This window comes from Streptomyces sp. NBC_01408 (assembly GCF_026340255.1).
Taxonomy (GTDB): Bacteria; Actinomycetota; Actinomycetes; order Streptomycetales; family Streptomycetaceae; genus Streptomyces.
On the sequence record NZ_JAPEPJ010000003.1, the window covers coordinates 501,316 to 521,396 of the forward strand.

The 20,081-nt window shown below is 73.0% G+C and carries 14 protein-coding genes; 9 read left to right on the forward strand and 5 right to left on the reverse strand.

What is annotated here, in order from left to right; genetic code table 11:
- Positions 1-10: 10 nt before the first annotated feature.
- The 3 genes from OG447_RS29930 (at position 11) to OG447_RS29940 (ending at position 2,844) form a co-directional block, all read left to right on the forward strand.
- Entirely contained in the window at positions 11-835 is an 825-nt protein-coding gene (locus tag OG447_RS29930; RefSeq protein ID WP_266940591.1) for an arylamine N-acetyltransferase, read from the forward strand.
- A gap of 15 nt (positions 836-850) precedes the next feature.
- Positions 851-2,464 (forward strand): FAD-dependent monooxygenase, encoded by a 1,614-nt coding sequence (locus OG447_RS29935; RefSeq protein ID WP_266940593.1) that lies wholly within the window; start codon positions 851-853, stop codon positions 2,462-2,464.
- A gap of 206 nt (positions 2,465-2,670) precedes the next feature.
- Positions 2,671-2,844, forward strand: coding sequence for a hypothetical protein (locus tag OG447_RS29940; RefSeq protein ID WP_266940595.1), 174 nt, complete (start codon positions 2,671-2,673; stop codon positions 2,842-2,844).
- Between the two features lie 104 nt (positions 2,845-2,948).
- Here the strand turns inward: OG447_RS29940 and OG447_RS29945 are convergent, their stop codons facing one another.
- Entirely contained in the window at positions 2,949-6,083 is a 3,135-nt protein-coding gene (locus tag OG447_RS29945) for a BTAD domain-containing putative transcriptional regulator (RefSeq protein ID WP_266940597.1), read from the reverse strand.
- A gap of 151 nt (positions 6,084-6,234) precedes the next feature.
- On the opposite strand from OG447_RS29945, the gene OG447_RS29950 reads away from it, so the two are divergent.
- Positions 6,235-7,605 (forward strand): transposase, encoded by a 1,371-nt coding sequence (locus OG447_RS29950; RefSeq protein ID WP_266940599.1) that lies wholly within the window; start codon positions 6,235-6,237, stop codon positions 7,603-7,605.
- Positions 7,606-7,683: 78 nt separating this feature from the next.
- Here OG447_RS29950 and OG447_RS29955 read toward each other — a convergent pair whose 3' ends face one another.
- The 4 genes from OG447_RS29955 to OG447_RS29970 are packed head-to-tail and all read right to left on the reverse strand — an operon-like array spanning position 7,684 to position 14,422.
- Positions 7,684-8,883, reverse strand: coding sequence for an MFS transporter (locus tag OG447_RS29955; RefSeq protein ID WP_266940601.1), 1,200 nt, complete (start codon positions 8,881-8,883; stop codon positions 7,684-7,686).
- Positions 8,884-8,927: 44 nt separating this feature from the next.
- Entirely contained in the window at positions 8,928-10,229 is a 1,302-nt protein-coding gene (locus OG447_RS29960) for an acetyl-CoA carboxylase biotin carboxylase subunit family protein (protein ID WP_266940602.1), read from the reverse strand.
- 27 nt (positions 10,230-10,256) lie between these two features.
- Positions 10,257-10,865, reverse strand: coding sequence for an NADPH-dependent FMN reductase (locus OG447_RS29965; protein ID WP_266940603.1), 609 nt, complete (start codon positions 10,863-10,865; stop codon positions 10,257-10,259).
- Entirely contained in the window at positions 10,862-14,422 is a 3,561-nt protein-coding gene (locus OG447_RS29970; protein WP_266940604.1) for an ATP-grasp domain-containing protein, read from the reverse strand. Before OG447_RS29970 ends, OG447_RS29965 begins: the two co-directional genes overlap by 4 nt.
- A 316-nt stretch (positions 14,423-14,738) precedes the next feature.
- Here OG447_RS29970 and OG447_RS29975 point away from each other — a divergent pair, with 316 nt between their 5' ends.
- The 5 genes from OG447_RS29975 to OG447_RS29995 are packed head-to-tail and all read left to right on the forward strand — an operon-like array spanning position 14,739 to position 20,052.
- On the forward strand, positions 14,739-16,613 hold the full coding sequence (locus OG447_RS29975; RefSeq protein WP_266940605.1) for a WD40 repeat domain-containing protein: 1,875 nt from the start codon (positions 14,739-14,741) through the stop codon (positions 16,611-16,613).
- Positions 16,610-17,341 (forward strand): GTP cyclohydrolase II RibA, encoded by a 732-nt coding sequence (ribA, locus tag OG447_RS29980; RefSeq protein ID WP_266940606.1) that lies wholly within the window; start codon positions 16,610-16,612, stop codon positions 17,339-17,341. The genes OG447_RS29975 and ribA overlap by 4 nt, the downstream gene beginning before the upstream one ends.
- A complete protein-coding gene (locus tag OG447_RS29985) occupies positions 17,338-18,309 on the forward strand; it encodes an SUMF1/EgtB/PvdO family nonheme iron enzyme (protein WP_266940607.1) in 972 nt (323 codons plus the stop codon). Before ribA ends, OG447_RS29985 begins: the two co-directional genes overlap by 4 nt.
- Complete coding sequence (locus tag OG447_RS29990) at positions 18,306-19,376, forward strand: pyridoxal-phosphate dependent enzyme (protein ID WP_266940609.1); 1,071 nt, start codon at positions 18,306-18,308, stop codon at positions 19,374-19,376. Before OG447_RS29985 ends, OG447_RS29990 begins: the two co-directional genes overlap by 4 nt.
- Positions 19,360-20,052 (forward strand): class I SAM-dependent methyltransferase, encoded by a 693-nt coding sequence (locus OG447_RS29995; RefSeq protein WP_266940610.1) that lies wholly within the window; start codon positions 19,360-19,362, stop codon positions 20,050-20,052. The genes OG447_RS29990 and OG447_RS29995 overlap by 17 nt, the downstream gene beginning before the upstream one ends.
- Positions 20,053-20,081 lie beyond the last annotated feature (29 nt).

Genomic DNA, 20,081 nt, shown 5'->3' on the forward strand with positions numbered 1-20,081 from the left:
AGGAGATCCCATGCTGGACGCAAACGTGATCGACGACGCCACCGTCGACGCCTACCTGACCCGCATCGGCGCCACCCGGCCCACGGCCCCCGACCTCGCGGGCCTGCGCCACGTGACCGAACGCGCCGTGCTGTCCGTACCGTTCGAGAACCTCGACTACCACCTCGAGGGCCGCGAGATCCACATGGATCAGCGCTCCGTCGACAAGGTCGGCCGCGAGCACCGCGGTGGCGGCTGCTACGAGGTCAACCCCGCCCTCGGCTTCGTCCTCGAAGCGCTGGGCTACGAGGTGGACATCCTGCCGGGCCGCGTGCACCGCCCGGAGGGCCTCGGCCCGTTCCTCGGCCACCTCGCCCTGAAGGTGACCATCGGCGAGAACGCCTACCTGGTCGACACCGGCTTCGGCCGCAACAGCCGCTTCCCGCTTGACCTGGGCAGCCGCGAGGTGCAGGGCGACCCCCACGGCGAGTACCAGCTCAAGGACGTCGAGGGCCAGGCCGCCACGGTCGACCTGTGGCTCGGCGGCCGCCCGCTGTACCAGGTGGTCGAGACCCCGGTCCGCATCGAGGACTACGCGCCCTCGCTGTGGTGGTACCGCACGGCGCCCGACTCCTCCTTCCTCCAGGCGCTCTTCTGCTCCGTCCGGACCGAGAACGGGCTCGTCACCCTCAAGGGCCGGCACCTGAACGTCGTGGACGGCGACCAGCGCTCCAAGACCGTCCTGGAGGACGACGCCGACGTCATCGCGGCGTACAAGACCCACTTCGGCATCAGCCTCGACGTGCTGCCCGCCGAGCCGGCGAACTCCACCACCACCGGCGTCCGTACCGACTGAGAGAGTCCAGAGGCCATGGCTGACCTGATGGCCGGCGGGAGCCGGCCCACGAGTGAAGGCGGAGCGGTGCCGGCTTCCGGGACGTCCGACCTTGATGTCCTGGTGGTCGGGGCCGGCCCCACCGGCCTGCTGACCGCCGTCGAGCTGCTGCGGCGCGGCATCCGGGTCCGGGTGATCGACCGCGCCGCCGAACCCATGCTGACGCCCAAGGCCCTGTCCGTCTGGCCCCGTGCCCTCGACATCCTCGAGGACACGGGGCTGGGCGAGGCGGTGCAGCGGGAGTCCGTACGGATCAACACACTGAGCTACTTCTCCGAACGGCGCCCCCTGGCCTCCTTCGGATTCTCGGACGACCTGGCGTGCCGCACCCTGCCCCAGCACGTCACGGAGCGGCTGCTCACCGAGCGCTTCCAGGCGCTCGGCGGCAAGATCGAGCGCGGGGTGCGGCTCCTGGCCCTGGACGGCGTGGACTTCTCCGGCCGGATCGAGGCCGCCGACCGCGTCACCGCCGTGCTGGAGACGCCCGAGGGGCTGGAGCGGGTCCGGGTGCCGTTCGTCGTCGGCGCCGACGGCGCGGGCAGCGCGGTCCGGGGCCAGCTGGGCATCGGCTTCGAGGGTTCCACGTACGAGATGGCGTTCGCCCTGGTCGACGCCCGTATCGAGGGGTACCTGCCGCCGGACGAGTGCCACTTCTACCAGTCGGCGAACGGCGCCCTGGTGATCGTCCCGATCCCGGGCGGCATCTTCCGGTTCCTGTCGGTGATGCCGCAGGGCGGCGAGGTCGACGCGCAGATGATGCAGGCGATCATCGACGAGCGCGGCCCGCGCGGGGTCCGCATCAAGGAGGCCGTCTGGAAGGCGGTGTTCCGGGTGCATGCGCGGCACGCCGGCGAGTTCCAGCGCGGCCGGGTCTTCCTGGCCGGCGACGCCGCCCACGTCCACAGCCCGGCCGGGGGCCAGGGCATGAACAACGGCCTCCAGGACGCGCACAACCTCGCCTGGAAGCTCGCCGCGGTCATCCGGGGCGAGTCCCCCGCCTCGCTGCTCGCCTCCTACGGCGAGGAGCGCTCGGAGGTCACCCGGCAGATCGTCCGCGACACCGACCTGCAGACCCGCGCCTGGGTCGCCAAGGCCAAGGTGACGGTCGCCGCGCGCGACGCGGCGTTCCGCCTGCTCGACCGGACGGGGATCGTCTCGGAGTTCTACGCCCCGGTGATGGCCGGCCGCAGACTGTCCTACCCGCCGGTGCGCGACAGCCAGCAGCCCTCGGGCTTCACCGCCTGCCGCGTGCGCCGCTCCCTGCCGGGCGCGCTGGAGGTCGGCGCCGTCTTCCCGCGGCGTCTGGGCCTCGCGTACGGGATCTCCGGTCCCGCGGCCGACCCGGACGCCTGGAACCTGGCGGTCGTGTCCGACGGCAGCCGCGGCTGGGAGGAGGAACTGGGGCACGTCGTGGCACGGTGGCCGCGGCTGCGCCAGGTGACGCTGCGCCGCCGCGACGCGGGGACGCAGGCCGGGTGCCGGGCGCCGGGTTACTACCTGATCCGGCCCGACGGGCACATCGTCGCCCACGGCCACGCCCGTGACCTCGGACGACTCGAGTCGGAACTCCGCAATTCCCTCGTCCAGTAATCGGACATGCCGATCCGGCCATTGGACGCGTTCGCCAGTCAGTTCCAGTCAGTTCCAGTCAGTTCCCGCTGGTTCCCGCCAGCAATACCACCGGGTTCCCCCCGGCCCCCTCGGGCGGGAACCGGGCGGGAACCTTCCGGGAACCCCTCAAGCGAATCTCTGTTCTGTCGAAAGCGGCACTCAAGCAGAATCCAAGGGGAATTGATATGCGCGCCAAGCTCGCTGCTCTGATCAGCATCTTCTCGGTCGCCCTCGCGCTCGGTCTGGGTGTCGCCGGCGGGCTGGACAGCCAGGCGGACGGTACGACGACGGGGCACGTCGTCCTGGCGGACGACAAGGGCCCGTTCGGCCCGGCTCCGGCCCCGAGCCCGAAGCGGTGAGCTGACTGCGGAACACCCTGGGGGCCCGTCCGAATCCGGACGGGCCCCCAGGGTGTTCCGCGTTCCTCCGCCTGTTCGTGCCTGCGTCGGCCGCAATACAGCGCTCAGACGATCCGGCGGCCGTTGGGCGGCACTCCCATCGCCTCGAAGAGCGTCTCGGCCCGGTCCCGGTACCCGGCCGCCTCCGGCAGCCCGAGCTCCTCGGCCGCAGCCGCCATTCCGTCCAGGGCGTGGGCCATCTCGACCCGGTACTCCGATCCCTCGGCACAGCGCAGTGCCCGCTCGTGCGTGCGCAGGGCCTCTTCGTGCCGACCGTGTCTGCGGTGGGCCAGCGCCAGGACGTTGTCCATACGCGAACGCCGCTGCGGCGATGTGGTGGAGGTCATCACCTCCAAGGCCCTGGCGCCGTGCTCCCGCGCCGGCTCCGTCTCACCTAGCAGGTCCCACACGTCCGCCGAGACGGCGAGCATCAGCACCACCGTCTCCGTCGTACAGCAGCCGCTCAGCGCCAGCGCCCGGTCCAGGCTGGCCCGGGCCTCTTTGAGGTCACCCATCGCGCACTGTGTCAGCGCCAGGCCCATGCGGGCGATGGCTTCCTGGTCCGGGCTTTGGAACTCCTGACAGAGCGAGATGACCCGGCGCGCGGCGTCCGCGGCCTCCTCGTGGCGGCCGAGGGCCGTGCACACCGTGGCAAACGTGTTCAGGTCCTCCAGCAGTTGCTGCAGCATGTTGGGCCCCAGCTTGTCGAGCGCCTTGACGGACTCCATGAGGTAAGCGTAGGAACGCGTCAGGTTCCCCAACCCGTAGTGGACGAGCCCGAGGATCCCGAGGCTGACCGCCACGTCCTCCTCGGCGCCGGCGTGTCTGGCCCATTCGAGGGCCTCTTCGCTGGCCTCCGCCGCCTCGGCGAACCGGCCGAGCTTCCAGCGCGCGACCCCGAGGTTGTTGAGCATGCGGCAGACCAGCTGGGAGTCCCCCATGCTGCGCGTGGCCGCCAGACCCGATCGGCACACCGCCTCGAACTCGGTGAACCGCCCACGGAAGTTCAGGTGGAAGGAGGCATTGCGGGCCAGCGCGAACACCTGCTGCGGAGAGCCCTCGTGCCCGGCCCGGGCCAGAAGCGTCTGGATGCCCGCGGATTCCTGGTCGAACCACTTGAGGGCCCGGTCCTCCCGCTTGACCGGCGGCAGCGCGTACTCCGGGCACGGAGGCAGCTTCATACTCCGCCGGCTCGGGAACAGCACCACGCACGCGGCCTCGGTCGCGCCCGTGTAGTAGCCGAGCAGCCGCCCGTCGGACGCCCTACCCACCTTCCCCTCCGGCCCCTCGCCGAGGGACAGCGCGTAGGTACGCACCAGATCATGGAAGGTGTAGAGCCCCGGCTCCTTCTGCACCAGCAGGTGCATGTCGAGGAGGTCCTCCAGCATGTCCTCCGCGTCACGGACCCCGGTCTCCAGCAGCGCCGCCGCCGAATAGACGTCGACCTCCGCGCCGGGGTGCAGGCCGAGCAGGCAGAACGCCTCCTGGAGGCTCTCCTCCATCGCCTTGTACGAGAGGCTCAGCGTCGCTGCGACGCTGCGTTCGCCCGCGCTCAGCTCGTCCAGCCGACGGGTCTCGTCCTCCAGCCGCTCCGTCAGGTATCGGAGTGTCCAGCGCGGCCGGTTGCGCAGCCGGGCGCCCGCCAGCCGCAGGGCCAGTGGCAGGTGCCCGCACAGGACGGCGAGTTCCCCCGCCGCCTCGGGCTCCCTGGCCACCCGGTCGTCCCCCAGGAGCTCGGCGAGCATCACCTGGCTCTCCTGCGGCGGCATCACGCCGAGGGAGATCCACGCGGCACCGTCGAGTTCGCACACCCGGGACCGGCTGGTGACGAGCACCAGGCAGTCCGCGGAAGGGGGCAGGAGCGGGAGCACCTGGCCGGCGTCGAACGCGTTGTCGAACAGGAACAGCAGGCGGCGGCCCGCGACGGTGGCCCGCCACAGCCCGACCAGTGCGGCCTCGTCGTCCGGAATGCCCTCGGGCGGCACACCGAGGACGCGCAGCATGCCGCCCAGGGTGACGGCCGGGCGCTGCGGTTGCTCACCCGGGCTGAAGCCGCGCAGGTCGGCGTAGAGCTGGCCTTCGGGGTACTGGTCGGCGAGCTGGTATGCGGCGCGGACGGCGAGCACGGTCTTGCCGCAGCCGCCCATGCCGTCGACGGCGACGATCCGCGGGCCACCGTTCGTGTCCCGGCCGCAGGCCTCCAGGACCTCGGCCAGCTCGCGCTCGCGGCCGGTGAAGTCGGCCAGGTCGGGTGGCAGGGTGCTGGGCGAGGCTCCGCGCGGTGCCGGGGGCGCGGCGCCGGCGGCGGGAACGGCGGGAACAGGAACGCGGGGAACGCCGGGTGCACCGGCTTCTGCGGCAGCGGATTCCGGGGCCGGGGTCGGTGCCGCCAGGGCCTCGGCGCCGGGGCCCGCCGCCGGCAGGGCGGCCGGGCTCGCCAGTTCGGGCGAGGCCCGCAGGATGTCCTCGTACATCTTGGTGAGCTGCGCACTCGGGTCGATGCCGAGTTCCTCGACGAGCAGCTCGCGGACCTTGGCGTACTCGGTGAGCGCCTCGGCCTGCCGCCCGGAGCGGTACAGCGCCAGCATCAGCTGGCCGCGCAGGGTCTCGCGCAGCGGGTGCTGGGCGATGAGCGTGCGCAGGTCTCCGACGAGCTCCCCGGCCTCCCCCAAGGCCAGACGCAGGTTGAAGAGCTGCTCGGCGGCGCCGAGTCTTCGTTCCTCCAATAAGGCGCCGGCGGCTTCCACCACCGAGCCGCCGGTCCCGGACATGACCGGGCCGCGCCACAGCGCCAGGGCGGCTCGCAGATGGTCGACCGCCTCCCGGGTGCGTCCGGCGGCGGCCGAGATCCGGGCCTCCCGCAGGTGCCGGGAGAATTCGAGGAGGTCGAGTCGGCCGTCGCCCACCTCGGCCCGGTAACCGGGGCCGTCGGTGACGATCAACTTCCCGCCCTCGGGAATTCTTCGGCGCAGTTCGGCGACTGCTTTGCGAATCTGGTGGGAGGCGGTTACCGGCGGTTCTTCGTCCCAGACGGCCTCGACAAGACGGGCAACAGGGACGACACTCCGCGATTCGAGCAGGAGAGTGGCCAGAACTCGCTCATGAATTTGGCCACCGAGCCTGATCCGCACCCCCGCGTTCCAGCCTTCCAGCGGTCCGAGAACGTTGAAGCACACCTGGCCTTCCAATGATTCCCCCATGAACCTCTTTGCCCTGTTCCCCTCAATACTCCCTGGTGGAGAGCACATTCACGAATCCTATGCCGTTACCTAGCGAAGGGGTAGCGAACTGGGAACGAAGCGGTATCGCCAGATCCGAAGGTTGCGTCCTGACTCGGACTCAGGAGCAGAGATGCAGACTTTCCGCCTCAATGCCACACGACGGACAGCGCGCCGTGCGGCCACCCATTCCGGCACCCAGCCGGCCGCCTCGCACAGCGCCTACCAGGCGCCCGTACCCGCCTCGGAGCAGGCGCCCCTCACCCCACCGGCCCCGGCGCCGCCCGTTGTCGGGCAGAGCCCGCGGGAGCGGATCCTCGAAGCGATGATCTCGGAGCTGGGCCCGGAGCTCTTCATATCGCTGCGCCGCAGCGACCAGCGCGCCCGCGGTGAGCAGTACCTTCGTGGCCTGCTGTACGCGCAGGGCCGCAAATCCATCCGCAATCTGGCGACGGTCGTCGGCGGAGCGGGCACCGAACAGTCCCTCCACCATTTCATCACCGAGTCCACCTGGAACTGGGCTCCGATGCGCGCCGCCCTCGCCCGCCACGTCGAGCGCGTGGTCCAGCCCAAGGCATGGGTCGTGCAGTCCATGCCGATCCAGAAGGCCGGCGAACAGACGGTGGGCATAGACCGCCGCTTCGTCCCGGAACTCGGGTACTCCGTCCACGGCCAGCATTCCTTCGGCCTGTGGATGGCCTCCGAGGCGATGAGCGCCCCGGTCAACTGGCGGCTGCACCTGTCCTCGCCCTGGCTCCAGGACGAGGAGAAGCGCCGCCGCGCCGACATCCCCGACTGGGTGGAGAAGGAGACGCCGGGCGAGTGCGCCGCGGCCTCCGCCCTGGAGACCCTGCAGTGGGGCGCCGAGCGCCGCCCGGTGGTCCTGCCGTCCCGGGACGTCGTCAGCAGCAGCGTGCTGAGCCGTTTCCACGCGGCGGGGGTGCCCGTCCTCGCCCGGATGCGGCCCATGGACCAGCTGCGGGTGGCCGACACGGCCATGCCCGGCTACGGCGCGGGCCCCATCCCGGTCGCCGACATGCTCCAGCACGTACGGGGGCTGCGCCGGCCCGTCGAGTGGCTGGACGGGTCCTCGGGTGCGCCGGTCGTGCGCGAGAGCCTGGTCGCGGGCATCCGCGTCGAGCTGCCGCAGGCCCGCCGCTCCGTCTCCGCACCGCAGCAGTGGCTGCTGACGGGCGAGTGGACCGACCGCAACGGCCCGCCGAGCGAACTGTGGCTCACGGACCTCACCACGACGTCGCTCGACGGGCTGACCAGGCTGGCCAAGCTCTCCCGGCGGACGGTCTACGACAGCGCCGCCACCGGGGAGCAGGTCGGCCTGCGGGACTTCACCGGCCGCTCCTTCCAGGCCTGGCACCGTCACCTCACGCTCTCCTCGGCCGCCCACATCCTCTCGATCGGCGCCGACCACGTTGCATCCCGCAGCCGGGCGGCGGCTTCGACCGGCATTCCGAGCGGGAGCCGGCAGCAGCGGCAGACGGGCTGAGCCGTGTCGTCCGAGGGTGACGGTAAGCCGCGCAAAGGGGAGTGTTCGGGCCCCGCTCCAGCCGTTCCCCGACCCGCCTCACGCGGCGGACCCGACGGTCCGCCGCGGCTCGGCGCCGACCGGCGGGGGCGCCGGTACGCGCATCGCGACCAGGCCGACGACGGTGAAGTAGAGCCCCCAGCCCAGCCATCCCCAGACGGCCCAGCCGACGGAGGCGGTGATGAGCGGGGGTCCCACCACGGTGGTGACCGCGAAGCCGAGGTTGAAGGCGGCCAGGTACGCGGTCTTGCGGCCCTCGGGGATGTGCAGCAGCGCGGCGCCGGTGGTGCCGGAGATGATGTACAGCTCCCCGAGGGAGAAGAGCAGCGCGGCCGCCACCACCAGAGCCAGGTCCGTACGTGCGCCGCCGAGCGCCGTCAGCGGTACGAGGACCGCGGCCAGCGCCGACAGCAGCCCGCCGCGCCGCATCATCCGGCGGGCGGCGGTGAGGTTCTCGGAGCCCTTGCTCACCCGGACCTGGAGGACCACGACGAGGGCGGTGTTGAGGACCTGGATCAGGGTGACCGTCCAGGCGGGGGCCTGGGTCTGCTGGACCACCCACAGCGGGACTCCGAGGCCGAGGACGAGCGCGGACATGGTCAGGGCCCCGTACAGGGCGGTGATCCGCAGGAAGACCCGGTCGCGCAGGACGCTGGTGCGCGAGGGCCCGCCTTCCGCCGCGTCGGCCGTGTGCCCGCTGTCGCCGAAGGTGCGGCAGACGAGGGCGCAGCCGATGAACAGGACGGCGGAGAGCACCATCACCGCCCGGTAGGCCCAGGGCTCGCCGAGCGCGATGGCCGCGCCGGAGGGCAGGGCCCCCGCCGCCATGCCCGCGTTGCGCAGCGACCGGAGCCGGGCGAGGGCTCCGACGGCCTCCTTGTTGGGGGCCCGGGCGATGAGTTCGGACTCGATGAGCGGGCTGATGCCCCGGCTCAGGAGGCCGGCCACCGCGGAGGCGAGCAGGGCGGCGACGAAGGAGTGCGATACGGACAGCGCGAGGAAGGCCGCCGCGCGCGTGAGGAACAGGACGGTGAGGACGGTACGGGTGCCGAAGCGTTCGGCGGCCCGCGCGATGGGCATGGCGCCCAGGAGCGAGGTGATGCCGGCGACGCTGAGGACCAGGCCGATCTGGGCGTTGGGCAGGTCCACTGCTTTGTCGAAGAAGAGGACGGACAGGGAGAGGTACATGCCTAGTCCGACGGCGTCGGACAGTCCGGTGGCGTAGAAGCGTTTCTTCATCAGGTGGTCCCAATGCAGGTAGGGAGAGGGATTGCGGTGCCGCTTCAGGCGGCCCGCGCCGGTGCCGGAGGTGCGCCGGCCTCCTCGAGCTCGATGCCGAGGGCCCGCTCGACACGGTCGGCGAGCGCGCGGGCCTCCCCCGGCGTCGGCGCACCGAGCAGGAAGGTCGCCAGGTGCAGGGTGCGGTTGCGGCTCACCTGCCCGCCGGTCTTGAACCGGGGGGCCACGTAGCTCAGTTCGGGGAAGGCGGCCAGCACCTCCTCCGTCGGGCTCTGCGCGGTCACCCGCCACTCCCCCGCCGGGATCGGCAGCATCCGCAGCAGCGCGACCCGGCTGAACTCCGGTGCGGTGTCCGGCGCGAGCCCCGCCGCGCTGCGGGCGATCTGCCCGGCGTAGTCGTAGTCCGCGGACACCTCGAACATGACCGGCATCGGCCCGCCCGCCCGGGCGTTGACCTCGATCACGCGCGGCCCCGCGGGGGTCAGCGCGATCTCCGTGTGCACGGCCCCGGTGGTCAGCCCGATGGCGGCGATCGCCTGGTCCGCGCAGTCGACCGCCGCCGCCCGGGCCGCGGCGTCGAGCCGTGAGGGCATCGACACGCCCTCCTCGGCGTAGCCGTGCGTCAGCGGCAGCCGGTCGCAGACGACCAGGTGGTGGCGCTCGCCGGCGGCCAGCAGTGATTCCACGCTGCAGTAGGCGGCCCAGCCGGTGTCGCCGTCGGCCTCCAGCTCCAGCCGCTCCTCCAGCAGGAAGACGTCCTCCTTCTGGAGGAAGGCCGATGCCGTGGCCCGGCCCGCGCGGTAGGCCTCCACGAGCTCCTGCTGCGTGGTCACCAGGCGCACGCTCTGGCTGCCCGCGCCCAGCGACGGCTTGAAGACGGCGGGCAGGCCGATCTCCCGGGCCGCGGCTGCCAGGTCCCGCTCCTCGCGCACCACCGCGAACCGCGGCGACGGCACGCCGTGGTCGGCGAAGACCTGCCGTTGCAGGGACTTGGACTGCGCCACCGTCACCGCCGCCAGGGTGTTGCCCGGCAGCCCGAGCCGTTCGGCGAGTTCGGCCTGCGGGCGCAGCAGGAGCTCCGAGTAGGTGACGACCCCGGACAGCGCGTGCCGCTCGTGCAGGGCCAGGCCCGCGGTGACGGCCTCGTCCAGGTCCGCCGCGGTCAGGAACTCCCCCTCCAGCCCGCGCCGGGCCCAGTCGGCCCGCACCGGCTCCGGGTCGCCCCAGGCCGAGAGGTGGACGACGGAGACGGCCGTGCTGATGCGGGCGAGGGAGTCCAGTGCGTCCTCGGGGGCGTGGCCGCCGATGCCCGAGATCAGCAGGAGGTGAGGGTTACGGGTGGTCATGGCGGGTCCTTTCGCTGACGGATGAGGTCAGAGGCTGATGAAGGCGGGCGGCGGGGAGGGTTCGCGCAGGGGGCGGGCCGGCCCGTGGTCCCGTACGGCCGGCCGGTGGGGCCGCCGGGCGGAGCGGAAGGAGAGCAGCTCGGCGACCATGTCGTCCAGCCGCTCCCGCAGCCCCTCCATCGGCTCCCCGGGCGCGAAGTCCCCGCCCGTGGCGGCGACATGGGTGGGCACGGCCCAGCCGCTGAGGGCCCGTACCACCGACCTCATCTGGTCGCAGGCCGTGCCCGCCCCGCGCGGTCCGCCGCCCGCCGCGATCAGCGCGACCGGCAGGTCGGCGAACGCGTCGCCGGCGAGGTGGTCCAGCGCGTTCTTGAGCAGGCCGCTGTACGAGCCGTGGTAGACGGGGGTGGCCAGGACGACCCCGCCGGCCCGGGCGATGCGGTCCCGCAGCGCGGCGGTCTGGCTGCCGGGCGGCGGGTCGTCGTAGTCGGCCAGCCGGTGGCGGGCGGGGAACTCCTGGCTGAGGTCGAGCAGTTCACACGGTTCCCCGGCCGCCCGGATGCGGTCTGCGGCGAGCTCCAGGACCCGGCGCGAGACCGAGTCCGGGGCCGAGCTGCCGAGGATGCAGAGGATCACCGCACGGCTCCCCCGGCTCCCGGCCGCCGGGGCCCCGGCCCCGGGTCGAGGACCAGGCGCACCTCGCGTTCGGCGCGGGCCACCAGCCGTTTGACCTCGGTGTGCGAGTCGTGGGCGAAGACGTGCGTGCTGACGCCCGAACCCGAGAACCGCTGCGCGGGAACCACGTCGCCGATCCGGTAGGGGACGCCCCTGAAGTAGGCGTCCTCCGCCACCGCCGAGTCGTCGAAGTCCAGCAGCGTGCCGCCCCGTGTGTAGTGCACGGTCCAGCCCGCGTACGCGGCCACCGGCGCGCGGCGCCCGATCCTCGGGTCTGCTCCCGCGTCCGTGCAGATCTTGGCGTGGTCCAGGTCGATCCCCGTGGTGGCACGGAAGGCCTCGGTGATGCCCGCGCCCCCGGGCCGCGCCGCCACCTCGCAGAAGGTGAGACCGGTCGGGCCGACGAAGGCCTCCAGGTGCAGCACCCCCGTCCTGACCTGCCAGGCGTCGATGACCTGGCCGAGCAGCTCGTGGGCCTCCGCGCGGAGGGCCGGGTCGGCGACCGTGACCGAGGACAGCGGTTCGGAGCGGGCGACGGACAGGGTGTCCGTCTCGTAGCGGGACACGTCCCACACGAGGTCGCCCTCGTACAGCACCGCGTCGATGTGGCACATGTCGCCGTCGACGAACCCCTCGCACAGGTGCGTGCCGGGCTGGAACTCCTCGCGCACCCACCGCTCGACCTGCGCGAAGTCCCGCAGGACGGACACCCCGGACGAACCCGATCCGGCGCGCGGCTTGACGACGACCTTGCCGTGCCGGCCGAAGACAGCGGTGACGTCCTCGGGGGTGTGGACCAGGTGCCCGTCGGCGGTACGGATGCCCGCCCGGCGGGCGATGCGCTTCATCACCGCCTTGTCGACGAACTTCCGTGCCGTGGCCGGGTCGTCGCCCGTCGCGCCGAACATCTTCCGCAGCGCGGCGGCCGGTTCCTGGAGCCGCTCGGAGACGGTCGCCACCCGGTCGACCGGGTGCAGGGCGTTCACCGCGCCCGCGAAGGCCCGTACCGCCTCCTCGTCGAACACGTCCGTCCGCACGTCGAAGTCGGTGGCGGCCCCCTCGCCCCGGGCGGCGGAGCCCAGCATGCTGACCCGGAACCGGTCGGGGTCCAGCAGTGGTGAACCGTCGTCCCGTGTCCACACCGAGGGGCCGATCCGGTCCAGCAGCAGGACGTGCGTGCGGTCCGCGGGCTCGGTGCGCCACACGAGCGAGCGCTCGATGCGGTCGGCCGCCCGCTCGGCAGCCACGTTGCTCCGCGCGGCCACGGTGTACAGCAGGCGCGGGGCCGGGCCGGTGTGCGTGCCGCGGCGGCCCAGCGGCGTCCGCGCGCGGGCCAGCTCGGGCCAGTCGTACAGTTCCTCGGCCATGGTCGCGGCCACGATCCGGAAGCGGCCGGACGCGCTGGACAGGATCCGCTGGAGGGCGGTGCGCCCGGCATCGGGCAGGTCGGCGCCGACCGGGCGGCCCAGCGCGCTCCGGGCGGCCGCTGTCACCAGGCTGCGCCGGTGGACGGCGTCGTAGAGGTCGAGCACCCGCTCGTCGAAGCCGGCCAGGACCAGCGGCTCCTGCCCGTCGCCCCCGAAGACGACCCGCGCGGGCCCTTCGACGGCGGCGTCGCGCACCGCCCGCTCGGCACGGGCCGCGAGCGGCTCGGGAACGGCCCCGGCGGTCATCCGCCGCTCGGTGCCCTCGGCGCCCGGCCCCTGGTCCTCGCTCTCGTCCACCACGGCGAGCACGTCCACCCGCCGCCCGTGGGCGACGGCGAGCACGGTGTGCACGGGGTCGCGGACGAAGGCCGGCTCCTCCAGCCCCGGCTCCTCCAGCCCGTCCAGGCCCAGTTCCTCCAGGCCCAGTTCCTCCAGGCCCAGCTCCTCCAGGCCCAGCTCCTCCAGGCCCAGTTCCTCCAGCTCCAGTTCCTCCAGCCCCGGCTCCGCAAGCTGCGCCGGTTCCGCCGGGTCCCCCGACGGACCGGCCTGGGCGAGGCGGCGCAGGTTCCGTGCCTCGGTCTCGTACGCCGCCGACCAGGACAGCACCCCGGCGACCGGATGCCGGGCGTGCGCCCGGCGGAACGCGCTCCGGGCCTCCTCGAAGGTGAGCTCGTCGCGGCGCAGCACCGTCAGCCGCGCGGTCACCGCGCCGGCCGCGGTCACGATCCGCTCGACGGGGTCGTCGCCGTCCAGCAGGAGCACGAGGTGCTCGCCCCCTGCGGCCGGTGCGGCGACGGCGAAGGTGCCGGAGTCCGAGTCGGTACCTGAGCCGAAGTCGGTACCAGAACCGGAGCCGGTGCCGGCGGGTTCGAGCCGCAGGGACTCGCGGACCCGTTCCGCCGCCTCCGCGGCGGCCGTCGCCGCCTGCTCCGCGTCCGCGCCCGTCACCATCACGTAGCCGAACCGGTCGTGGTTGGTGGCCAGCACGGGCACCCGGTCGCCGGCGCCGACGCCGACCTGGCAGTCGATCACCCCGGCGGGCAGCTCGGCCGGCGTCGGCACGGCCCCGCGGACTACCCCGCCGGTCTCGCTCCACAAGGTGTGCAGGGCGACCGTGGCCACCGGCGGCGCCTCGTCCGCGACCGGCGTCCCGGTGGCCAGCGCCACCAGGTCCCGGGCGATGGACCGGCCCAGCGCCAGCGACATCTGCCGGGTCACCACGTGCCCGGCGATCCGGCCGTTGACCTCGATCAGCTCCGGGCCGGTGGGCGTCATCAGCAGCTCTACGTGGAGCGCGCTCGCGCGGATCCCGAGCGCCTCGACCGCGTCGAGGACGAACCGCCGGGCGGCGCCCAGCCCTTCGAAGCGGGCCGGGAAGTGCCCGCCGAGTTCGGCCGTGGTCCCGGCCGGGGCCGGGAGCCGCTCCGCGAAGCCGAGCACGACGGTGCGGCCGTCCTGGACCAGCAGTTCGGCGCTGACGTGGCGCCCGACCGCGTACTCCTCGACCAGGGCGACGGGCGGCTCCCCGCCGGGTCCCAGCGGTACGCCGAGCACCTCGGCCAGCGCGCCGGCGGCCTGCTCCCGGGTCCAGGCCACGGTGACGCCGACCGACCAGCCGCCCGCCGTCGGCTTGACGACGCAGGGCAGGCCGATCTCCTCGACCGCCGCCAGCCCTTCCTCCTCGGTGACCGCCCGGCGCCAGCGCAGGGAGCCGATCCCGGCCTTCCCGAGCCGTTCCCGGACGGCTCCCTTGTCGCCGAGCAGCCGCGCCGCCTGCAGCGATTCGTGGGGCAGGCCCAGGTCGCGGGCGAGCAGCGCGGCACTGTGGAGGTGGACCTCGTCGCGGCAGATCACGCCGTCGGGGCGGTGGGGGCCGAGCCTGCCGTGCAGCAGCGTGGCGAGGTCCTGGCAGCCGGCCAGCTCCGGAACCTCCACCACGCGCGCCGCCCGGGAGATCAGCTCGAATCCGGGCTTGCCGCGGTAGGCGTCCAGGCGTTCCGTGACGAAACTGACCTCGATTCCGTCGTCGGCCAGTTCGGCGACGATGTCAAAACCTCTGATGGATGCCGTCTCCAGCAATACAACATGCATGCTCTCAGCCCCTTGGCTCCTCTTCTTCTGTCGAAGCATCAAGGGCAGGAGATCGCGGGGCAAGCAAGGCGGAGAAACCGCGCGGCACTCCATCACCTCTTCCCGGTCCGTTCCCGTTACGATCCCGTTCCATTACCACCCTGATCCCGTCCGGACACCTGCTAACCTGCGCTGATCTGTCAATGAAAAACTTCTCAATACATCAGGTCGGACAACCTCCCACATTATTTGAACGCGTTTTGGCGACCTCTCCCTTTCCCCCTAGTTTTGGCTTCAGATAACTGCCGAGGCAGCTCAGGAAAAGGACAGAGACAGCGTGCTCACCATCGACATTCCGAAATCCGGCACCGGACATTCGGCCCCGATCACTCACGTGGCCTTCAGTCCCGACGGCTCCCGCCTGGCCACCTGCTCCTACGACGGGACGGCGATCGTCTGGAACACGGCCGACCCCGGGCGCCCCACGGAGACGGCCACCCTCCGCCACCGCCGCCTAGTCAACGCCTCGGCCTGGAACCCCGCCGATCCGACGCTCCTCGCCACGGCCTCGGCCGACAAGACGGTCGGCATCTGGCGCATCCCCCGGAACGGCCGTGCCACGCTCGTCAACGTCCTGGCCCGGCACACCGACGACATCAACTCCGTCGCCTGGCTGCCCGACGGCGAACGCCTGATCTGCGTCTCCGAGGACGGCCGCGCCACCCTCTGGTCGGCCCTCGACGGCACCTTCCTCACCGAGGTCGGCTCGCACGAGGCGCACTGCATGATGGTCTCCGTCAGCGCGGAGGGCCTGGCGGCCACCGTCGGCGAGGACGGCCTCGTCGCGGTCACCGACCCCTCGGCCCCCGCCGGTTCCGACGGCGCCCACGCGCCCCGCAAGCGCCACTACGAGTCCTCGATCGAGGGGTGCGCCTGGTCCCGGGCCGGCGACCTGCTCGCCGTGGCCCGCGACGACGGCTCCGTCGACCTGCTCACCCGCGAGCTGGACCACGTACTGACCGTCGAGGTCTCCACCTCCGCCGCCCGCGCCGTGGACTGGGCCGAGGACGACTCCGCGTTCGTCGTCGGCGCCTACGACGGCTCCCTGCACTGGTTCACCCGGGCCGGCGAGCGGCTGCACACCGTCGCCGACCTCCGGGTGTGGCCGCGCTCGGTCTCCGCCGCCCAGGGCCTGGTCGCCGCCGGATCCTTCCGCAACGCCCCGCACCTGTACGACATGGCGACCGCCCGCGAGCTGTCCGCGCCCGACCGCGCCACCCACGGCCCCAACGCCCTCGCGGCCCGCGGCGACGAGCTCCTCGTCGGCGGCGACTGCGGCACCGTCTTCGCGATCCGCGGCGCGGACACCCACTACCCCGAGGTCACCGCGATCGAGCTCACCGAGGGCCCGATCCTGTCGCTGACCACCGACGGGGACACGATCTACGCCGGCACCTACTCGGGCCAGGTCATCCGCTACGACGGCACCCGCGAGGCCAGCGAGCGGCTCGGTGCGCCGATCCCCTCCCTCACCATCGACGGCGGCCGCGTCGTCGCAGGCACCTACAACGGCGAGTTCCTCGTACTGGACCCGCGCACGCTCCGCCTGGAGGAGCGCATCGAGGCCCACGGCGGATCGGTGAAGTCCCTGGCCCCCCTCCCGGGCGGCGGCTTCCTGTCCGCGGCCACCGACCGCACCGTCGAAGCGGGCGCCCTGCGCGGACGCAGCAGGCTGTGGGAGCACGGCAACCTGGTCAACGCGGTGGCCGGACTGCACGGCTCCGTCGCCGCCAGCGCCTCCCGCGACCACACCGTCAAGGTCGGGCGGATCGCCCGTGCCGAGGACGGCAGCTGGAGCGCCGGCCAGGTGCAGACGCTGCTGGGCTCCGACGAGTCCGTCAAGTGCGTCGCCCTCCTCGGCAACCCCGGCCGGCCCACCGTGCTGGCCGGCTCCTACGACTTCAACCTCTACTCCTGGCAGCTCGACTGGGCGGATTCCGCGGGGACCCTCGCCTCCGGCCGGGTCCTCGCCGAGTTCGGCCAGGGCCTGTCCTGCATGCTCCCCCTCGCCGACGGCCGTGTCGCCGTTGCCGGCTGGGACGGCCGGATCGCCCTCGTCGCCGCGCAGCCCGACGGGGTCGCCTTCATCGAGCACATCCTCCACATCGACGACATCGCGCGGTCCGCGGGCCGGAAGAAGGTGGCAGCATGACGATCCCGGCCGACACAGCGCCCGGCACAGCGCCGAACACCCCGCCGAGCAGGGCGGGAACGGCGGGAACAGCCGCAACGGCCCGCGCGAGCGTCCGCGCCCGCGTCCCCGTCACGCTCGCGCGGGTACGGGACCGCAGCGCCGACCTCATCACCTTCCACGACCTGCCCGACCCCGGCGAGCACTTCGCCATCGTCGTGCCCGCCCCGCCCGCCCCGGTCGCCGCCACCGACGCGCGCCCGGCTGCCGCCGAAGCCCCGCTGGTGCGCCTGCACAGCGAGTGCCTGACCGGGGACGTCCTCGGCTCGGCCCGCTGCGACTGCGGCCCGCAGCTCGACGAGGCCCTGCAGTACCTCGCCGAGCAGGGCGGCGCCCTCCTCTACCTGCGCCAGGAGGGCCGCGGCATCGGCCTGTACAACAAGCTCGACACGTACGTCCTCCAGCAGCAGGACTACGACACCTTCGCCGCCAACCGCATGATCGGCCGCGGCGACGACGAGCGCGACTACGGCGCCGCAGCCGCCATGCTCCGCGCCCTGGGCCTCACCCGGATCCGCCTGCTCACCAACAACCCCGCCAAGGTGCAGGAGTTGCGCGAGCACGGCATCGAGATCACCGAGGTCCTGCCGACCGGGGTGTACGTCACGCCCGAGAACGCGCGCTACCTCTCCGCCAAGGCCGAGCTCGGCGGTCACCACCTGCCCCGCCTCCAGGAGACCGCAGCATGAAGCTCGAAGACGTGGCCCTGTCCCCGCACTTCAAGGAGTACGCCGACCTGGCCGAGCCCGTCCGGATCCACCCGGCGGGCCTGCCCGGCACCGACCCCCAGCGGCTGGCCGCCGCCGTCGAGGACCCGGAACTGCCGCTCGCCGAGCGGCTCGCCGCCGGCTCCGTCCTCGGCCTCGTCGGCGACCCCCGCATCGCCTCCCCCGCCGCGGGCGCGAGCCCCGCCGCGAGCTTCGTCCCCGGCGGAACGGTCCGCATCGGCCTCCCGGAGGACGAGTCCGGGTACGTCACGGCCGCCTGGGCGCACGTGGGCGTCGAGGAGGAGTGGATCCTCAAGGAGTGCCCCGAGCACACCGTCGACCTCGCCGACTTCTGGATCGCCACCTACCCCGTGACCAACGGCGAGTACCGCGAGTTCCTGGCCGGCACCGGCCTGGAGGAGCGCCCCACCACCTGGTACCTCGGCGCCTACCCCTGGGACCGTTCGAACCACCCCGTGGCCGGCGTCCGTCCCGAGCACGCCGACGCCTACGCGGCCTGGCTGACCGCCCGTACCGGCCACCCCTGGCGGCTGCCCACCGAAGCCGAGTGGGAGCACGCCGCGAAGGGCGGTGAAGGCCGCCCCTACCCCTGGCCGGGCGGCTTCGACCCGGCCGCGGCCAACACCCGCGAGTCCACCGTGCACACGACGACCCCGGTCGGCGCGTTCCCGGCCGGCCGCTCCCCGTACGGCGCCCACGACATGGGCGGCAACGTGGAGGAGTTCACCGCCGACGACTACGTGCCCTACCCGGACGGCCCCTACGTCGCCGACCACCTGGTCGAGACCATGGGCACCTACCGCATCGCACGCGGCGGGTCCTTCTCCCGCTTCGGCGACCTCACCCGCACCCGGCGCCGGCACGGCGCGTTCCCGGGCGCCCTCTACCCCGTCGGGTTCCGCCTCGCCACCAGCGAGCGCCCCGCATGACGGCCGCCGCCCCGGCCCGGGCGGCCGCCCCCGGCTTCGAGGACATCCGCCGCGTCCTCGCCGACCGCGCCCCGGCACTGTCCGGCCTCCATGCCGCCTTCGCGCCGCTGGAGGCCGCGGCACACCAGCTGCTGCCCCGGCTCGCCGCCCTCCGCCCCACCATCGGCGACACCCCGCTGGTCCCGGTACCCAGCCGGGCCGGCCGCGGCCGGGTGTGGCTCAAGACGGAATCCGCGAACGCCTCCGGCACGGTCAAGTCCCGTACCGCGTACGCCCTTGTGTGCGCGGCCGTGGCCCGCGCCGGCACCCCCGAGGTGCGCCTCGCCGAGTACTCGGGCGGCAGCCTCGCCGTCGCCCTGGCCGAGCTCTGCGGCCAACTCGGCCTGGACATCCACCTGGTGGTCCCGTACGGGGCACCGGACCGGCTGGTCTGCGCGCTGCGCCGGCAGGGCGCCGGGGTGTCCCAGGGCCGTCCGGGAACCGGCTTCCTCGGCTCCATGGACGAAGCCGTCCGTGTCGCCGAACGCGAGGACCGGCGGCTGCTGCTCCAGCACTGCGCGGCCGAGGCCGCCGCCATGCACCGCGAGCACACCGGCGCCGAGATCATCGGCCAGCTCTCCGGGTACGGCGTGGAGCCCGTCGCCCTGGCCGCCGCCGTCGGCACCGGCGGCAGCCTCGCGGGTGCCGCGATGGCCCTCACCGGAGCCTGGCCGCACTGCCGCAACCTCGCGGTCTTCCCCACCGAGGCCGTCTACGGCGACGAGCGCGCCCCGAGCGCTGCCCCCCGTATGAACGGCACGGGGGGACTCGGCCTCGGAATCCGCCAGCCGCTGCTCTCCGCCTTCCCCGAGGGCTGGATCAGCTACACCGACATCGCCTATCCGCAGGCCCTGGAGGCCATGCGCCGGCTGCGCCGGGAACACGGCATCGCCGTCTCCGGCAGCGGCGCGGGCGCCTGGCTCAGCGCCTCCGCGGAAGTCGACCAAGGCCCACCAGGGCGCAATGCCGTCGCGGTCGTCGCAGGCCGCGGAACGATCGAGGAGTGGGAGCATGCCACAGCACGATGAGGCCTCGGCCACCGAGGCCGCCGCGCGGAACTACTGCGGCTACCGCGAGATAGTCCGCAGTTCCTTCCAGCAGTGGTACAAGGACAACCGCGACTCCTGGTCCGGGGCGACCACCAACGACCGCGTCACGCACTTCGCGATCGCCGCCGCCCCCACCGACCAGGAGACGGAGGCGGATTCGGGTCCCACCCGCGTCCTGGACATCGGCTGCGGCCGCGGTCTGCAGACGGCCTCCCTCGCCGAATGGCTGGAGGCCGACGTCACCGGCCTCGACCTGCTCGACGTATGGGACACCCCGGAGGTCGCGCACGGCTCGATCCGCTTCCACCAGGGCGACTTCCTGGGCTTCCACGCCGAGGGCCTGGACCTGCTCGTCGACAACGGCTGCCTGCACCACCAGCGCCGCGAGGACTGGCCTGCCTGGGTGGAGCACGGCCGCAAGATGCTGCGTCCCGGCGGTGCCTGGGTCGTGAGCGTGTTCCTCTCCCCCGACGGGAGGATCACCCCGCACACCCTCCCGGACGGCCGTCTGAACTGGTGGCTCACCGAGGACCTCGTGGTCGAGCTCTACGAGGCGGGCGGCCTGCGCTTCACCGGCCGCCTGGAGATCGACCGCCGCTTCGAGTACGAGGGCCACCAGCTCAAGTACCTGACCCTGTCCTTCGTCGCGGTCTGAGCGACGCGGGAGACGAGAGGAGACCCGGG